The following is a 16671-nucleotide window of genomic DNA, read 5'->3' on the forward strand; positions in this document are numbered from 1 at the left end:
CGTCTAGCGCTTCTTCTTGTCCTTCGATTCCAGCGACGGCGCGTTGAGCTGAGCCAGGCGGCGGTCCAGATACCTTGAGACCGAAGATTCCAGCTCGCTGACATGGTTGGTGAAAAGATGGGAGGCGCCAGGAATGATATCGCGTTCGATCTCGATGCCTTTTTGAACCCGGACCTTACTCATGACGCGCTCCATGTCCTCGGGCGAGATAATGGAATCAGCGTCGCCATGAGCAATCAGACCAGAGGCCGGGCAGGGCGCTAGGAAGGTAAAATCATACATGTTCGTCGGCGGCGCGACCGAGATGAAGCCGGCGATCTCCGGTCGGCGCATGAGCAACTGCATCCCCACAAACGCGCCGAAGCTGTGTCCCGCGACCCAGCAATAGGGCGCATTCGGGTTATGGGCCTGGGCCCAATCCAAGGCGGTCGCGGCATCCGACAACTCGCCAAATCCCTGATCGAACACGCCTTGGCTGCGTCCGACCCCGCGGAAATTGAATCGCAGAACCGCAAACCCGCGCTGCTTGAACAGGTCGTACATCATCAGATTGACAGGCGTTTCCATGTGACCACCGCCGCGCGGGTGAGCATGAAGAATTAGCGCAACGGGTGCGCCTTCTTCCTTGGCGGGGCTGTACTTGCCTTCGAGACGGCCGGCCGGGCCGGAAATGATGACGTCGGGCATGGGCTTAAAAACGTGTCCTTCGATCAATACCTGAGTGCTGCGCCTGGTCTTTGATTCCGCTGAATCGTTAAGTTACAGACGGGCTGGGGGCGAATACTTGACCTCTGCGCTCGGAAACCTAAATGAAAGAGTGCGCGGCGGTTCAGAGTGGTGTGGCGGGCCTCATAACACATGCCTGCAGGTTAAAGCGAGAGCGTTGGCGCATCCGGTATGGCTGTTCCTGTCTAGAAGGGTAGACCCATGAAACTTGGCACAAAGGGCCGCTATGCGGTGATGGCGATGGTTGATCTCGCCCAGGCGTCGAAAAAAGCTCCTGTCACGTTGGGCGATATAGCTTCGCGACAGGAAATTTCGCTTTCCTACCTTGAGCAGCTTTTTGCCAAGCTTCGAAAGGCAGGCCTCGTGAAATCCGTGCGCGGGCCGGGCGGCGGTTACAAGCTTGCCCGTTCTGCAGATCAAACCCGTATTTCCGATATCATGGTTGCCGTCGAGGAGCCCGTCGAAGTCACCCGGTGTGGCAATGCTTCGCGCGGCTGCCTGGAAGGCGGGCGGCGATGCATCACGCACGATCTATGGGATGAGCTGGGCCGCCACATCCATCTGTTTCTCAATGGCGTTACGCTTGAGGATGTTCTGCAGCGCCGTGTTATGGGCGCAGCGAGTGGACAGCACTTCGCACTGGGGGCGGCTGCGGAATAGTGACTGTTTACCTCGACCATAATGCCACCACTGCGGTGAGACCCGAGGCGCGCGACGCGATACTGGACGTCATGTCTCGTCCCGGTAATCCCTCCTCGATTCATTCCAGTGGACGTAAGGCCAAGGGGGTGCTGGAACGGGCCCGCGAAGCGATTGCGCGATCTATACGAGCCCGGGCCGAGGACGTCGTGTTCACCTCAGGCGGAACTGAAGCGAATAATCTGGCCGTTTTCAGCGCGTGCGAGGCCGGAGCGAAAACCTTGATCGTCTCCGCGGTCGAGCACAGTGCGGTAATGGCTGCAGCAGAAGCGAGCGGTGTTGCGGTCGAGATATTGCCCGTCAATGAGCACGGAGTCGCCGATCTCGATTGGCTGGCTCAGCGTCTCAATGGCGAGACAAGTACCAACGGGCCGACCCTCGTTTCGCTCATGGCGGCAAATAACGAGACGGGCGTGATCCAGCCTGTCGAGGCGGCCGGACGAATCGTGCGCGAGGCCGGTGGTCTTTTTCACGTTGATGCCGTTCAGGCGCTTGGCAAGGTTGATTACAACGTTGCCGCATCGCTTGCGCACTATACGGCGTTCTCCGCCCACAAGGTTGGTGGACCGCAAGGCGTCGGGGCGCTCGTCCTTGACTGCGATGCCCCCGTCACCCCTCGGATGATCGGGGGCGGCCAAGAGAAAGGGCGGCGCTGCGGTACCGAGAACCTTCCGGGAATCGCCGGATTCGCCGCGGCAGTAGAAGCCGCCGTCGCCGACCGGAACGACTTCGAGCGACTGATTGGGCTTCGTGATCACACGATCCGACAAATCCGCGTCGGGGCACCCGACCTTCAGGTCTGGGGCGAGGTCGCCGAGCGATTGCCCAACACGATCTGCCTGTCCGTTGAGGGGTGGCCCAGCGAGATTCAGGTGATTGCGATGGATCTGGCGGGCTTCGCTGTCAGTGCCGGCTCCGCGTGCTCGTCGGGCAAGATCAGAAGATCACGCGTACTTGAAGCGATGGGTGCAAGCGAGGCGCACGCGGCAAGCGCTCTGCGCGTCAGCTTTGGGTACACGAACACGAAACACGATGCCGAAGCCTTCGCAGACGCGTGGCTGTCGGCCCGGGCCAAGGCGCAGCGCACGCTCGCCACGGCCAGTTAAGCGAACGGAAGGTGACGTAGATGCCTGCGGTCAAAGAAACGATCGAAGACGTCAAGAAGCTGGAATCAGACAAGTACAAATACGGCTTTACGACTGAAATCGAACAAGAATACGCCCCAAAGGGGCTGGACGAAGACACCGTCCGGTTCATCTCTGCCAAGAAGAACGAGCCCGACTGGATGCTCGATTGGCGCCTTGATGCCTATCGCCGCTGGACGAAGATGACTGAGCCAGATTGGGCCAAGGTGAAATATCCGCCGATCGACTACCAGGATGCGATTTATTACGCCGCACCGAAGACGGGCGCGAAATACAAGAGCCTGGACGAGGTTCCCAAGGAGTTGCTCGATACCTACGAGAAACTCGGCATCCCGCTTCGCGAGGCCGAGGTGCTTTTGGGCGTCGAAGGCGCTGAGGACAAGACTGCTGCAGAAGCGCGCGAGAAGCCGAAGGTCGCGGTGGACGCGGTGTTCGACTCCGTGTCAGTCGCCACAACGTTCAAGGCGGAGCTGAAGAAGGCCGGCGTGATCTTCATGTCGATTTCCGAGGCTTTGCAGGAATACCCTGAGCTGGTGCGCCAGTATCTCGGGAGCGTCGTCCCACCGACGGATAATTTCTTTGCGACACTGAACAGCGCGGTCTTTTCAGATGGCTCCTTCGTCTACATCCCGGAGGGCGTGCGCTGCCCGATGGAGTTGTCGACTTATTTCCGGATGAACGCTCAGGGCACAGGCCAGTTTGAACGCACGCTGATCATTGCCGACAAAGGGGCCTACGTATCCTACCTTGAAGGGTGCACTGCCCCGATGCGCGACGAGCATCAGCTGCATGCAGCTGTCGTGGAACTCGTGGCCCTCGACGATTCCGAGATCAAATATTCCACCGTGCAGAACTGGTGGCCAGGCGATGCCGAGGGCAAGGGCGGCGTCTACAATTTCGTAACCAAGCGTGCCGACTGCCGCGGTCGAAATTCCAAGGTAAGCTGGACGCAAGTTGAGACCGGTTCTGCGATCACGTGGAAATATCCAAGCTGCGTGCTGCGCGGCGATAACTCGCAAGGTGAGTTCTATTCGATTGCGGTGACCAATGGACGCCAGCAGGCCGATACCGGCACCAAGATGATCCATCTGGGAAAGAACACCAAAAGCCGGATCATCTCGAAGGGCATTTCGGCGGGGCGTTCCGACCAGACGTATCGCGGCCTGGTGTCGATCCACAAGAACGCCACGGGCGCACGCAACTTCACCCAGTGCGACAGCCTGCTGATCGGCGACGAATGCGGCGCGCATACCGTGCCCTATATCGAGGCCAAGACGCCCAAAGCCGTGCTCGAGCACGAGGCAACCACCTCCAAGCTCTCCGAAGAACAGCTCTTCTATGCGCGTCAGCGCGGTTTAGGCGAGGAAGCGGCTGTTGCGCTTCTGGTGAACGGCTTCTGCCGCGAGGTCATCCAGGAATTGCCGATGGAGTTCGCCGTCGAGGCCCAAAGCCTTCTTAAAGTGAGCCTTGAAGGTTCAGTGGGTTAAGAAAGGACGACACGCATGCTTAAAATCAAGAATCTTCACGCGCGCGTCGAAATCGAAGACGCGGAGGACAAGCCGATCCTGAAGGGGGTCTCGCTTGAGGTGCCGCTCGGCGAGGTGCATGCCGTCATGGGCCCGAACGGTTCGGGCAAGTCGACCTTGTCCTACGTGATGACCGGCCGAGAGGGCTATGAGGTCACTGACGGCTCGGTCGAGTTCAACGGCGAAGACCTCACCGCCATGGAGCCGGAGGAACGCGCGGCTCGTGGCTTCTTCCTGTCCTTCCAGTATCCAGTCGAAATTCCCGGCGTGCCCACGCTGACTTTCCTGAAGGAGGCGGCCAACGCTCAGCGTAAGGCGCGCGGTGAAGAACCGATCTCCGCACCGGAATTCATGAAGGCGGCACGCGAGAACGCTGCCAAGCTGGGCATTTCCAATGACATGCTCAAGCGGCCTGTGAATGTGGGATTCTCAGGAGGCGAGAAGAAGCGCATGGAGATTTTCCAGGCGCTGATGCTGCAACCTAAATTCCTGATACTCGACGAGACCGATTCCGGACTCGATATTGATGCGCTCAAGGTGGTGGCAGAGGGGGTCAATGCGCTTCGCGCGCCAGACCGTGGAATGCTGGTGATTACACACTACCAGCGCCTGCTCGACTATCTGACGCCGGACAAGGTTCACATCCTGTCCGACGGAAGGATCGTGAAGAGTGGTGGGCCAGAACTCGCTCATGAGCTCGAGCGCGAGGGCTATGACAAGTTCACCGGCGAGGCCGCGTAATGACACTGCCTGTCAAACTCTCTCCGATCGAACATGGCTTTCTTCGCGATCTCTCCGCTTCCGGCAGCGGCTGGGGAGCCGAGTTGCGCGAAGAGCTTGAAGCGAGAGGCCTGCCCCATCGCCGGGTGGAAGAGTGGAAGTGGAGCGATCTCAAGACTGCGCTTTCTCGCGTCGAATCCGGTCAGGTCCCGCTCACCGTGTCCGCGTCGCGCGAGCCCGATGAACGTAGAGCTCCGGGCGATGACGATGTCATGGCCGGGGTCATGCCCCGCCTGGCCGCTGCGCTGGGCGGTGATGCGAGCCTCTATCGTCTGGAGCGTCAGGATGACGTTCTTTCACTCGACATCGAAGCGAATGCCGGTACCGGGCACACGCTGATCGTGGTGGATGTCGCTCCGGGAATCTCAGCGCGCCTCGATGAGCGTTATGCCGTCACAGACCCGAGCCTCGCCAATATTGCCATCCTTGTCCGTCTGGGATCAGGTGCCCGGCTGGAGCGCACCATAGAGCAGGCAGGCAGCGATGACGGGGTGCTGGTGGTGACCTCCAGGATAGAGCTGGGAATTGAGGCCGGCTTCAAGCAAACCACGCTTGGCTTCGGCGCCCGTCTGGCCCGTCTTGAAACGCATGTCATTCATCCGGGCGAGGGCGCAAAGGTTTCACTGGCCGGGTCATATCTCCTTTCGGGCAAGCGCCATCTCGACCAGACGACATTGGTTCATCACACCGGGCCGAATGGAGAGACGCGTGAGCTGTTTAAAGGAGCGGCCGGGGAACGCGCGCGGGGGGTGTTTCAGGGCAAGATTGCCGTGGACCGGGCAGCCCAGAAGACTGACGCCGAGATGCAGCATCGCGGTATGCTGTTGAGCGACGGCGCGGAAATCGATGCCAAACCTGAGTTGGAGATCTATGCCGACGATGTCGTGTGCGCACACGGCAACGCGCTCGGGGCCATCGACGATGACGCGCTGTTTTATATGCGCCAGCGCGGCATGAGCGAGACCGAGGCCCGTGCACTTCTAACTGAGAGCTTTCTGGCAGAACCTCTCGATGCCATCACCGACGAGGTGCGCCGCGACGATCTTCTCGCCAAGTTGCGCACCGCGCTGGAGGCACTGACATGAATGCGTTGAGCAAACCGCAAGCCGGTTTCGATCCCTACGCGGCGCGCGAACAGTTTCCGATCCTGAAGCGCGACGTGAATGGTAAGCCGCTGGTCTATCTGGACAGTGCCGCCTCCGCGCAGAAACCCGAAGCGGTGATTGAGGCCGTGGCAGATGTCTGGCGCGGGTCTTACGCGAATGTGCATCGCGGTCTGCATACGCTCGCCAATGAGGCGACCGCCGCCTTCGAAAACGCTCGGGCGACGATTGGGCGATTCATCGGTGCGGAGCGCAGCGAGGAGATCGTGCTGACCAAAGGCGCGACCGACGCGATCAATCTTGTCGCCTCCTCCATCGGCCAGACCCTGGAAGAGGGTGACGAAGTCATCCTTTCGCAGATGGAGCACCACTCCAATATCGTGCCTTGGCATTTCCTGCGCGAACGCAAGGGCGTGGTGATCAAATGGGCTCCGGTCACCGAGGACGGGCGCATCGATCTGGAGGCCTATGAGGCGCTTTTCAGCGATCGGACACGTTTCGTGAGCCTGGTTCATATGTCCAATGTACTGGGCACGTTAAACCCGGCGACCCGGCTGGCCGAGATTGCGCACGCGCATGGTGTTCCCATCATGTTCGACGGCACCCAGTCTGCCGTCCATAGCCATATCGACGTAGCCGAACTGGGCTGTGACTTCTTTGCGTTTACCGGCCACAAGCTCTACGGACCCAATGGCGTCGGTGTTCTGTATGCGGCTGGAGACTGGCTGAACAGGCTTGCCCCGTATCAGGGGGGCGGAGAGATGATCGCCGAGGTCAGTGAAGACGGCGTGGTCTACGCTGATGCGCCGCACAAGTTCGAGGCCGGCACTCCCGCCATCGCCGAGGTCATTGGCCTGGGTGCCGCGATCGAGTGGTTGACGGCGCAGGACCGGGTGGCGATCCATGCCCATGAGCTGTCGCTGCTGGACCGCATGATGGCGGGCCTGAACGAGTTTGATGATGTGCGCGTCCTGGGCACAGCACAGGAAAAAGGCGGGATCGTCTCCTTCGTCATGAAGAATGCCCACGCCCATGATCTGGCCCAACTCATGGACAAGTATGGCGTCGCGGTCCGGGCGGGACATCACTGCGCGCACCCGCTTATGAAGCGCTATGGCGTCACTGCCACGGTGCGCGCCAGCATCGCTCTCTACAACACGGCTGAGGATGTGGATGCCTTCCTGGAGGCATTGAAGAAGGCCAGAAGCTTCCTCATCTGAGGAGTCGAGGAATTATTATGGATAATGCGACTACACAGACCCGCGATGTGATTGACCTGTCGGCCAGCCCAGTCGGCGAGGATCAGGCCGCGCCCGCGCCTGAAGCGGATCAATCTCTGGAGGAAGGTATTCCCCAGGCCGAGATCGAGCGGATCACGACTGATACGGTTGCGGCACTGAAGACGGTCTACGATCCGGAGATTCCGGTCGATATCTACGAGCTCGGGCTGATCTACAAGGTAGACTTGGAGACAGACCGGACCATGAAGATCGAGATGACGTTGACGGCTCCCGGTTGTCCCGTCGCAGGCGAGATGCCGGGCTGGGTTCAGGACGCGGCCCACACAGTAAAAGGTGTCGATAAAGTCGAGGTGACCTTGACCTTCGATCCGCCGTGGTCGCCTGAACAGATGAGCGATGAAGCCCGTTTGCAATTGAACATGCTGTAGGAGGCGATCATGAGCCGTCCAAGACCCAAGGCCGTGCAACTGACCGATGCCGCTGCTGAGCGGGTCAAGGCCCTGATGGAACGCTCGGGCAAGGGGTATTTGCGCGTCGGCGTGAAGAACGGTGGCTGCGCTGGTATGGAATACGTGATGGATTACGTGGAAGCACCGGAACCGCTTGATGAGCGGGTGCAGGACAAAGGCGTAGAAATTGTGATTGAATCCAAAGCCCTGCTTTTCCTCCTCGGATCACAAATTGACTACGAAAAGACGCCGCTTCACGCGAAGTTCGTCTTCCGCAATCCTAACGAAACCGACGCCTGTGGCTGCGGTGAAAGCGTGACACTCGTTCCGGCCGAGCTTGAGGATTAGTCACGGCTCGCAATGAGCCGCCCCTGTAAGACATAATCAAGCACAGGCAATGGGATAGCCAATGCGGCTCTATTACTCTTCAACGTCTCCCTACGCCCGCAAATGCCGGGCGTTGATCATCGAGAAGGGCCTTGAAGGCAAGATAGAGTGCGTGGAAGCGAGCCCGCTCGACAATCCTGCGGAGCTGTACGCAGCCAATCCTCTCGGAAAGGTCCCGACACTCTCGCGTGAGAAGGCTCCGGCGATCATTGGCTCGGCCCATATCTGCGAATTCCTGGACACGCTGAACGACGAATTATGGATTCCGTCCCGCGGGGAAAGCCGCGTACTGGTGATGCGCCAGCAGGCTATTGCCGATGGTTTGCTCGATCTGACAATGGGGCGGCGGATCGAAGTTCAACGTGACGAGGGTTTGCGGTGGGGTTTCTGGCAAGCGCGCTGGGAGGCAGCGATTGCGCGGACCATTGAGACGCTTGAGGCCGAGCGCGGACAGTTCGACCGTTCTGTCGATCTTGGAGCGCTGGCGATAGCGATATCGCTCGGCTATCTGGACCTTCGCTATAGCGAGTTCGATTGGCGCGCACGTGCGCCGGGACTGGCTAAGTTCGCGCAGACTTGGTTTACGCGAGAGAGCTTCGCTGCCACAGCGCCGCCGGCAGGGTGATCACCCGCTCGGCGCCGTGATCCAGGACGCGTTTGCGTGACCCAGTTCGGCTGATTAGCGTCTATCGATCTAGTTTGGCTGGCGACAGCCCTCAAGGGGCGATTTGCCGCTCACCGTTGGGCTCCCCGTCCCGGCAAATGCAAGGGAAGGGATCTGCGGGTCAGGCCGCCGCAGCGCCGTTCCGGGTTTGCGGTTCGGTCTCGATGTCCACGGTGATCCGATTTCGACCAGATTGCTTGGACTTGTAGAGATTGGTGTCACACCGTTCGATGAGGGATTCGATCGACTCGCCCTTGTGATATGCGGCAACGCCGAGCGAGACGGTGATATGACCGAGATCCTCGTTGGTCGATTTGCGCAAGAGGCGCTTGCTTTCGACAGTGGAACGAATCTTCTCGGCAATAGTGCGCGCTTCCTTGATGCTGGTGCGGGGCAGGACGAAGCCGAATTCCTCGCCGCCATAGCGCGCCACCACGTGATAATCTTTCGAGTACCGGCACAAGCATGCGGCAACAAAACGGATGATCTGGTCGCCGGTCTGATGGCCCCAAGTGTCGTTGAAGCGTTTGAAATGGTCGATATCGCAGAGAATGAGCGAGAAGTCCTCGCCCTGCAGTTCGGCGCCGCGGCGGGCCTTGCGCATGGCTTCATCAAACCGCTTGCGGTTCGCCACGCCGGTTAGCGCGTCGGTCATCGCTTCCTCGCGCACCTTTTCAAGGTTATGGCGAAGTTGATCGACTTCCTGAGAGGTTTCCTGGAGGCGCTTCTCCAAGTCTCGCGAACGGCGTTGCATGCGCGCGGTTGCTTGGACCAGGCCTTCAACCATCTGTTTGAATGTGGCTTCGTCGGTCGGCTTGTTTAGCTGGCCGCTCGCGCCGGCGAGGGCCTCCCCGTAGGCGGCGGTATCGCGTTCGGCTGCCTCAAGGGTCTTTACGACTGCTCCAAGCTCGCGGCTCATCGCGCCGCCCGTGTCCAGAACCGCGTCCTGCATGCGCCGGAACGTGAAAAAACGGTCGTAAAGCTCTTCGCTGACGGTTTCATCGATCGGGGCGCCCCGATCAAGATGCGACTTTATGTTCTCGCAAAGCTCTGGAATTGAGTCAGATGCATAAGCGATCCACACCGAGTAATTCTGAGGTGTCGGAGCAATCTTGTGTTCAGACATCATCTCCAGCGCGCGCTGGGCAAGAGTGATGCCTTCCTCGGTGTGCAGCCGTCCGTTCACAAGCCTATCCCCGTTAACTGGCCTCAGACGCTTCTGCCGAGGCGGGTATCTTTCGCTGACACTACGCGGAGATATGGAAAGATGAGGTAAACAGGCTTCGAATTATGTCCCCGGCTAGCGGATTGCAGGGCGTAGCAAGAACTCCGGCACGTGGTCACCAAATCCGACGGCGGCATCCACCGGTTCTGTTTCGTCCCGCCGTGCGGATCGCGCTGGTCGCGGATTGGTCTCGGAACTCGTGCCTTCGTCTCGGCGCGCGGGGCGCGACTGTGTCTCCGATTTGCGGCGGCGGCCACTCGTGCGCTTGCGAGGCTCTCTGGGAGGAGCGGCTTCGGCTTCTTTCGCTCCGCTCTCCTGCTTGGCAGCAGTCTGGGCGTCCTGCTCCTCTGCGGCTTTCTTCGCCGGCTCAGAGGGTTTCTTTTCGGTCTGGGCGGAGCCAGCTCCAAGCTTCAATTCCTCAGGCACGAAGCCGATAAGCTTCGTTACAGCATCAATGGCTTTGCTATCCTCTGGCGTCACGATGGTAATCGCTTCGCCGCTCATTCCTGCACGTCCGGTTCGTCCGATCCGGTGCACATAGTCGTCGGCGCTACGCGGAACGTCGAAATTGAACACATGGCTCACGGCTGGAATGTCCAACCCTCGGGCAGCCACGTCTGATGCCACCAGAAGGCGAACCTTGTCTGACTTGAAATCTGCCAGAGTCTGGGTCCGTTGTGATTGTTCGAGATCGCCATGAATCGGCGCAGCTGAGAATCCGTGCCGCTGGAGCGACCGGGCCACCGTATCCACGTCGCGCTTGCGATTACAGAAGACGATCCCGTTCTTCACGCCCTCGCGCTCGATTGCCTTGCGCAGCGCGTCGCGCTTGGCGGCGGGCGTCTTGTCGCGAATGCGCACGAATAGCTGGTTGATGTTATCGGCCGTCTGGGCCTGACGGGTCACTTCGATGCGGACGGGGTCGTTCAGGAAGGTGTTGACCAGGCGCGTGATTTCGTCAGCCATGGTCGCAGAGAAGAAGAGGGTCTGGCGCCGGGGCGGAACGAGTTTGAAAATCCGCTCGATATCGGGAATGAAGCCCATGTCCAGCATGCGGTCGGCTTCATCGACCACCATAATCTGGACCCCGGTCAGCAGCAGCTTGCCGCGCTCGAACTGGTCTAGCAGGCGTCCGGGCGTTGCGATCAGAACGTCAGCGCCCTGATCCAGAATCTTGTCCTGGGGACCGAAGGCCACGCCGCCGATCAGCAGGGCCATCGTGAGCTTGTGGTTCTTAGCGTAGGTCTCGAAATTCTCCGCCACCTGCGCGGCGAGTTCGCGCGTCGGGCAGATGATGAGAGAGCGCGGCATACGCGCCCGGGCACGGCCACGCGACAGACGCTCGATCAGCGGCAAAGTGAAGGAGGCGGTTTTACCGGTTCCGGTCTGGGCGATGCCCAGCACATCTCTCCCGGTCAGGGCGACCGGGATCGCCTGTTCCTGGATCGGGGTCGGAGTTTCGTAGCCGGCATCCTTGATGGCGGACAACAGTGTGGGGCCGAGCCCCAGTTCTTCGAAGGTCATGCGCCTCGCTTGTACTTGCCCTTGATTTTTCATTGTGGGGCGGAAGAGACCTGATGAATCGGCGACTCTTGAAGCAGGTCCTCGTGCGACGCGAAAATATAGGCCCGGCGCGCGCTGTCAACGCGGCCGGGCCGTAATTAGATGTACTCTCGAGCGAAGCGTTGCCTACTGGTGATAGGCGTATTCGGCGTCGCTCCGGATTTCGGCGTAACGCTGGGCCAACCGGGTCTGGCGCGTTTCCATACTCTGCGCTTCGCCCTCGATGAAGACATGAGTGGGCGCACTCATGACTTCGAGCGGATCTCCATCCCAGACCACGAGGTCGCCCGCATAGCCCGGCGCCAGAGCGCCGAACCGGTCTCCGTAGCCGTAGATCTCAGCCGGGGTCAGCGTGACGGCCCGGAAGGCGTCGGCCCAGTCGGCACCGTGAGCGACCGAGATCGCTGCGTGCTGCGTGAGAAGACGCGTGTTGAAGTAGCTATCCGATGCCGCTGTGGAGAAGGCGACGTCGACACCCGCGTCGAACAGAAGTCCGGCCGCTTCCATGGAAGAGGACAGGACGTCGAAGGAGTCGGGCAGATTGCGCATAGGGTCGAGAACGACCGGAATATCGGCATTCGCCAGTTCCTGCGCCACTGTATGTGCTTCGGCGCCACCCATGATCACGACGCGCAGGCCCGGATTTTCCTCCTTGAACGCAATGAGGCGAAGGATGTCGGCATTGTCGTCCATTGCGAAAATGATGGGCATCTCGCCACGGGCCGCCGCTTCAAACGCCTGTGCATCCGCGCGATTGAGAACAATCCCGGTCTGGCTCGACATGTAGCGCCCCGGATAGGTGCGCGCGTCGTTCAGGGCCGCCCTGAGATAGGCCCATGCCGCGGGTTTGGAGCCGCCGGCGGTGCGTGCGCCTGAGCGCGACAGGTCAACCAGCATGAACTGGTCGTCAGCAAACAGGCTCCCTGCCTCCCCGGAGGAGTCGGCCAGCGCGCCGCGGCCCGCCAGAATGGAGGAGCCAGTGGACGGATAGAGCGCGAAGCGGGTGATCCCGTCGATACGCGACTCGTCGATGTGGCTGCCCTCGTAATTGAAGCCGTCCGAGACGCGGAGCGTGGCATTGAACACGCTCTCGTCTGCCGCGGTATCACGAGTGGAGGATTCCGCTCCTACCTCGATCAGGCCGAGCTGGGTCGCGGGATGGAAAAGACCGGGTGTGATCCAGCCGCCATTCGCGTCGATGACTTCGGCGCCTTGGGGTAGGTCGAGTCCCGTACCGACGGCGACGATATCTCCGTCGCGGATGATGACCGTACCGTTGTTCAGTACGCCTCCATCGGTGTTGGTCACGACGCGGCCATTGGTGACGGCCACGGTCTGAGCGAGCGCGGGCAGGGAAGTGATCGCTGCAACGGCGATCGCGGTGAGAAGACGTTTCATTCTAGTTGTCTCCTTCGCCTGGCTGGCCAAGCATGAAGTCGCGTACCGTCCGACGGGTCTCGTCCTCGGCATCATACATCAACGCGCCATCGATAAAGACCTGATCGGCCGTGGCGTAGCTGGAGAAGGGGTGGTCGGACCACAGCACGATATCGGCGCGCTTGCCGGTCTCGATAGACCCTGTCTCTTCAAATATTCCGAGTGCTTGCGCGGGACGGGAGGTGAACCAGGCAATCGCATCCGCATCGCTGATGTCGAGCCCCATACGGCGACCGTCGGCCAGTGCCTTGGCAACTTCCTGGTTGAGACGTTGAATTCCGAGTTCGCTGTCCGAGTGGATCATCGCACAGGCGCCGCCAGCGTGGGTGAGGGCCAGGTTTTCGCGGATGGAGTCGTAAGCCTCCATCTTGAAACCGCCCCAATCGGCCCACACAGCCGCACACGTGCCGGCTTCGGCCAGGAGGTCAGGAATCTTGTAGGCTTCAACCCCGTGGTGGAAGGCCGAAACCTGGTAACCGAACTCATCGGCCATATCGAGAACTTGGGCCATCTGGTCAGCGCGGTAGCAGTGCATCTGGACCAGTATCTCGCCCTCGAGCACGCCCATGAGCGTGTCCAGCTCCAGGTCACGGTTGGGCGGATCGACATCCTCGCCGTCCTCGGCCTGTTCCCAGTAGTCGTGCCAGCTGTCGCGGTAACGCGAGGCCTCAATCCACGAGCTACGGTAACCGGCCATATTGCCCATGTCGGTCGCGGGCGACCTTCCGCGGCCGCCATAGACGCGTGCGGGGTTCTCGCCGCAGGCCATTTTCACGGTGTAGGGCGCGTCGGGAAACTTCATCGACTGGACAGTCCGACCCGGCACGTTGCGCAGCGTTACACCGCGACCGCCGAACAGGTTCGCCGAACCGGGCAGGATGTGTAGCGTCGTCACGCCGCCGATAAGAGCGGCGTCAAACCCAGGATCCTGGGGCCAGACCGAATGCTCGGCCCAGACTTCAGCGGTCACAGGATCGGTGGCCTCGTTGCCATCGGAGTGCGCATTCGTGGACGGTGACGGGTAGACGCCGAGATGGGAGTGGATATCGACAACGCCGGGCGTGATGAAACGGCCTTCAGCGTCGACCACTTGCGCATCGTCCGGCGCTTCAAGACCTTCCCCGATCTCTGCGATCACACCATCGCGGATCAGCAGGTCGGTATTCTGGAACTCTCCCCCGACGCCGTCAAAGACGGTTGCTCCGCGGATCAGCGTCAGGCCGGATGGCGGAGGCGTGTAGGTGGAAGGATAGGGGTTCGGGTCGACCCTGACGATTTCGCTATCGTCCTGATCGTTTCCGCTCCGGGCTTCGCGGTCGCCGTCACCCGACGCGTCGTCGGCACAGGCCGCCAGCGTCAAGGCAAGAACGGAGGCCAGGCCCAGATACAAGCCGTAGTGTTTCAAAGAATATCTCCCCATTCGTCAGTACCGGGATGCAAGGACTCCCGAATGCGACGTTAGCCTTGCCGGAATCCGCTCGCGATGAAAGGGGCAGGCTCAATTTTCTTGGCTTGAGGCGCATCGCCTACGCCACGTTGCAGGGACCGGCCGGGCTGTGCAGGCCTATACGTCCAACTCCTCGACGAAGGGGGCATGGTCCTGAATGTAACGGAACCTCAACTCGGCCTTCTTGCCCATCAGGGTTTCGACCAGGCTGTCTGCCGTCTCTTTGTAACCGGCTTCAACGGTGACCCGAGCGAGCGATCGCGTGGCCGGGTTCATCGTGGTCGATTTGAGCTGGGCCGGTGTCATCTCGCCCAGACCCTTGAATCGCCCGACCTCGACCTTGGATTTCTTGAACTCGGTCTCGATGAGCCGGTCTTTCTCTGCGTCATCAGCGGCGTATAGCGTCTTGCCGCCCTGGGTCAGTCGATAGAGAGGGGGTTGAGCCATGAAAAGGCGGCCCGATTCGATGAGGCCCGGACAGAATTTGTAAAAGAAGGTCGCCAGCAACGCCGCGATGTGGGCGCCGTCCACGTCTGCGTCGCACATGATGATGACGCGCTCGTAGCGAAGCTCTTCAGGATTGAATTTCTGTCCCGGACGGGATCCGAGCGCCAGCATGAGATCTGAGATCTCCTGGTTCGCCGCGACCTTGTCCATGGAGGCGGATGCAACGTTAAGAATCTTGCCCCGGAGCGGCAGGATTGCCTGGGTGCGCCGGTCGCGGGCCTGCTTGGCGGACCCGCCGGCAGAATCGCCCTCGACCAGGAATATCTCCGAGCCCTCCGGATTGCGCGACGAGCAGTCAGCCAGCTTGCCGGGCAAGCGGAGCTTGCGTGTCGCGGACTGGCGTTTGACTTCCTTTTCCTTGCGCCGCTTGAGGCGTTCGTCGGCGCGCTCGATTGCCCAGTCGAGAAGCAGGGCTGCTTCCTTGGGCCGGGCGGCCAGCCAGTGATCAAACCGATCGCGAACGGCTGCCTCGACAAGGCGTTGGGCCTCTGGCGTGGACAAGCGATCTTTTGTCTGGCCCTGAAATTCGGGATCCTTGAGGAAAATCGACACCAAGGCGCCGGCTCCGCCCATCACGTCATCGCCGGTTACCTGAGCGGCCTTTTTTACGTTGGAGAGCTCACCATAGGCGCGCAATCCCTTGGTTAATGCAGCCCGCAAGCCCTGTTCATGCGTCCCTCCTTGCGGAGTGGGGACGGTGTTACAGAAACTCTGCGTGAATCCGTCATTCTCGCCAAACCCGTTTGCAGAGAAGGCGACAGCCCACTCAACCGCACCCATGCGGCCATCGCGTTCCACCCGGCCGGAGAACGGCTCCGAGGTAACCAACGCGCTCTTGGCGGCGAGTTCACTCATCCGGTCGGCCAGACCACCGGGGAAGGAAAGCACCGCCTCGGAGGGCGTCTCGGTGCCCTCGACCAGTTCCGGGACGCACTTCCAGCGGATTTCCACGCCCCGGCGCAGGAAGGCTTTGGCTCGCGCCATGGCAAAAAGACGCGCAGGGCGGAAATGGACCCGCGGCCCGAAGATGTCGGCATCCGGTTTGAAGCGGACCGAACTGCCTCTACGGTTCGGCGCGGCCCCGACCTTTTCCAGTGGCGAGGTTGCGAGACCGCGGGCATAGCTCTGACGCCAGAGGAGCCTGTCGCGCGCGACTTCAACCACCACTTCCTCTGAAAGGGCATTCACCACCGAAATACCTACGCCATGAAGTCCGCCGGCTGTCTGGTAGGCCTTGTCGGAGAATTTGCCGCCGGAATGGAGTGTGGTCATCACCACTTCCAGCGCCGACTTTTCAGGGAATTTGGGGTGGGGATCGATCGGGATGCCGCGCCCGTTATCGGTCACGGTCACGAACCCATCTGAATCGAGGAGGACCTCGATCCGGTCTGCGTGTCCCGCTACAGCTTCGTCCATCGAATTGTCGAGGATTTCTGCGAACAGGTGATGATAGGCGCGTTCATCCGTGCCGCCGATATACATGCCCGGACGTTTCCGGACCGGCTCGAGCCCTTCAAGGACTTCAATCGAGGACGCGTTGTAACCGGGGTCGGAGGCTGCCGCCTTTGCCGCGGTGGGACGCACGGCGTCCTCCCGGACCACGGCTTTTTGCGTGACAGGCTCCGCAGCCTTGGGTGCTGCAGGCTTTCGCGCAGGGGAGGCGCTGCCGCCAAAGAGGTCGTTTTGCGAATCACTGGACATTGTTCATTCACAGTGCCCGAGGGGCAGGGGTGATGAGAACTCTGCGGCGCAGTTTTGGGTGGAAAACGTCT

15 protein-coding genes are annotated in these 16671 nt (G+C 60.7%); 9 read left to right on the forward strand and 6 right to left on the reverse strand.

The genetic code is table 11. From position 1 onward, the window contains the following. Positions 1 to 3 precede the first annotated feature (3 nt). Positions 4 to 687: an alpha/beta hydrolase gene (locus tag PGP17_RS12790; protein WP_270375744.1), complete on the reverse strand. Its 684-nt coding sequence runs from the start codon at positions 685 to 687 to the stop codon at positions 4 to 6. A gap of 240 nt (positions 688 to 927) precedes the next feature. Here PGP17_RS12790 and PGP17_RS12795 point away from each other — a divergent pair, with 240 nt between their 5' ends. The 9 genes from PGP17_RS12795 (at position 928) to PGP17_RS12835 (ending at position 8681) form a co-directional block, all read left to right on the forward strand. Continuing rightward, positions 928 to 1386 carry an Rrf2 family transcriptional regulator gene (locus tag PGP17_RS12795; RefSeq protein ID WP_135943588.1) on the forward strand — a complete coding sequence of 153 codons (459 nt, stop codon included), beginning with the start codon at positions 928 to 930 and terminating at the stop codon, positions 1384 to 1386. Continuing rightward, positions 1386 to 2531, forward strand: coding sequence for a cysteine desulfurase family protein (locus PGP17_RS12800; protein WP_270375745.1), 1146 nt, complete (start codon positions 1386 to 1388; stop codon positions 2529 to 2531). The genes PGP17_RS12795 and PGP17_RS12800 overlap by 1 nt, the downstream gene beginning before the upstream one ends. A 20-nt stretch (positions 2532 to 2551) precedes the next feature. Beyond that, positions 2552 to 4057, forward strand: coding sequence for a Fe-S cluster assembly protein SufB (gene sufB / locus PGP17_RS12805; protein WP_135943590.1), 1506 nt, complete (start codon positions 2552 to 2554; stop codon positions 4055 to 4057). 15 nt (positions 4058 to 4072) lie between these two features. Further along, positions 4073 to 4837, forward strand: a complete 765-nt coding sequence (gene sufC / locus PGP17_RS12810; RefSeq protein ID WP_270375746.1) for a Fe-S cluster assembly ATPase SufC — start codon at positions 4073 to 4075, stop codon at positions 4835 to 4837. Then, positions 4837 to 5961 (forward strand): SufB/SufD family protein, encoded by a 1125-nt coding sequence (locus PGP17_RS12815; RefSeq protein WP_270375747.1) that lies wholly within the window; start codon positions 4837 to 4839, stop codon positions 5959 to 5961. Before sufC ends, PGP17_RS12815 begins: the two co-directional genes overlap by 1 nt. Further along, positions 5958 to 7199 carry a cysteine desulfurase gene (locus tag PGP17_RS12820; protein WP_270375748.1) on the forward strand — a complete coding sequence of 414 codons (1242 nt, stop codon included), beginning with the start codon at positions 5958 to 5960 and terminating at the stop codon, positions 7197 to 7199. Before PGP17_RS12815 ends, PGP17_RS12820 begins: the two co-directional genes overlap by 4 nt. Before the next feature lie 47 nt (positions 7200 to 7246). Further along, positions 7247 to 7648, forward strand: coding sequence for an SUF system Fe-S cluster assembly protein (locus PGP17_RS12825; protein WP_370372436.1), 402 nt, complete (start codon positions 7247 to 7249; stop codon positions 7646 to 7648). 6 nt (positions 7649 to 7654) lie between these two features. Continuing rightward, on the forward strand, positions 7655 to 8017 hold the full coding sequence (locus PGP17_RS12830) for a HesB/IscA family protein (protein ID WP_174234989.1): 363 nt from the start codon (positions 7655 to 7657) through the stop codon (positions 8015 to 8017). A gap of 61 nt (positions 8018 to 8078) precedes the next feature. Next, complete coding sequence (locus tag PGP17_RS12835) at positions 8079 to 8681, forward strand: glutathione S-transferase (RefSeq protein WP_270375750.1); 603 nt, start codon at positions 8079 to 8081, stop codon at positions 8679 to 8681. A 160-nt stretch (positions 8682 to 8841) separates the two neighbouring features. Here PGP17_RS12835 and PGP17_RS12840 read toward each other — a convergent pair whose 3' ends face one another. From PGP17_RS12840 to parE, 5 genes are all read right to left on the reverse strand, one after another. After that, a complete protein-coding gene (locus tag PGP17_RS12840; protein WP_233342136.1) occupies positions 8842 to 9906 on the reverse strand; it encodes a GGDEF domain-containing protein in 1065 nt (354 codons plus the stop codon). Between the two features lie 114 nt (positions 9907 to 10020). Beyond that, positions 10021 to 11469, reverse strand: coding sequence for a DEAD/DEAH box helicase (locus PGP17_RS12845; protein ID WP_270375751.1), 1449 nt, complete (start codon positions 11467 to 11469; stop codon positions 10021 to 10023). Between the two features lie 165 nt (positions 11470 to 11634). Beyond that, positions 11635 to 12906 carry an amidohydrolase family protein gene (locus PGP17_RS12850; RefSeq protein WP_270375753.1) on the reverse strand — a complete coding sequence of 424 codons (1272 nt, stop codon included), beginning with the start codon at positions 12904 to 12906 and terminating at the stop codon, positions 11635 to 11637. A 1-nt stretch (position 12907) separates the two neighbouring features. Beyond that, positions 12908 to 14350, reverse strand: a complete 1443-nt coding sequence (locus PGP17_RS12855) for an amidohydrolase (protein ID WP_233342137.1) — start codon at positions 14348 to 14350, stop codon at positions 12908 to 12910. A gap of 159 nt (positions 14351 to 14509) precedes the next feature. Next, complete coding sequence (gene parE, locus PGP17_RS12860; RefSeq protein ID WP_375285263.1) at positions 14510 to 16600, reverse strand: DNA topoisomerase IV subunit B; 2091 nt, start codon at positions 16598 to 16600, stop codon at positions 14510 to 14512. Between the last annotated feature and the right edge of the window lie 71 nt (positions 16601 to 16671).

The organism is Marinicauda sp. Alg238-R41 (genome assembly GCF_947331485.1).
Classification (GTDB): Bacteria; Pseudomonadota; Alphaproteobacteria; order Caulobacterales; family Maricaulaceae; genus Marinicauda; species Marinicauda pacifica.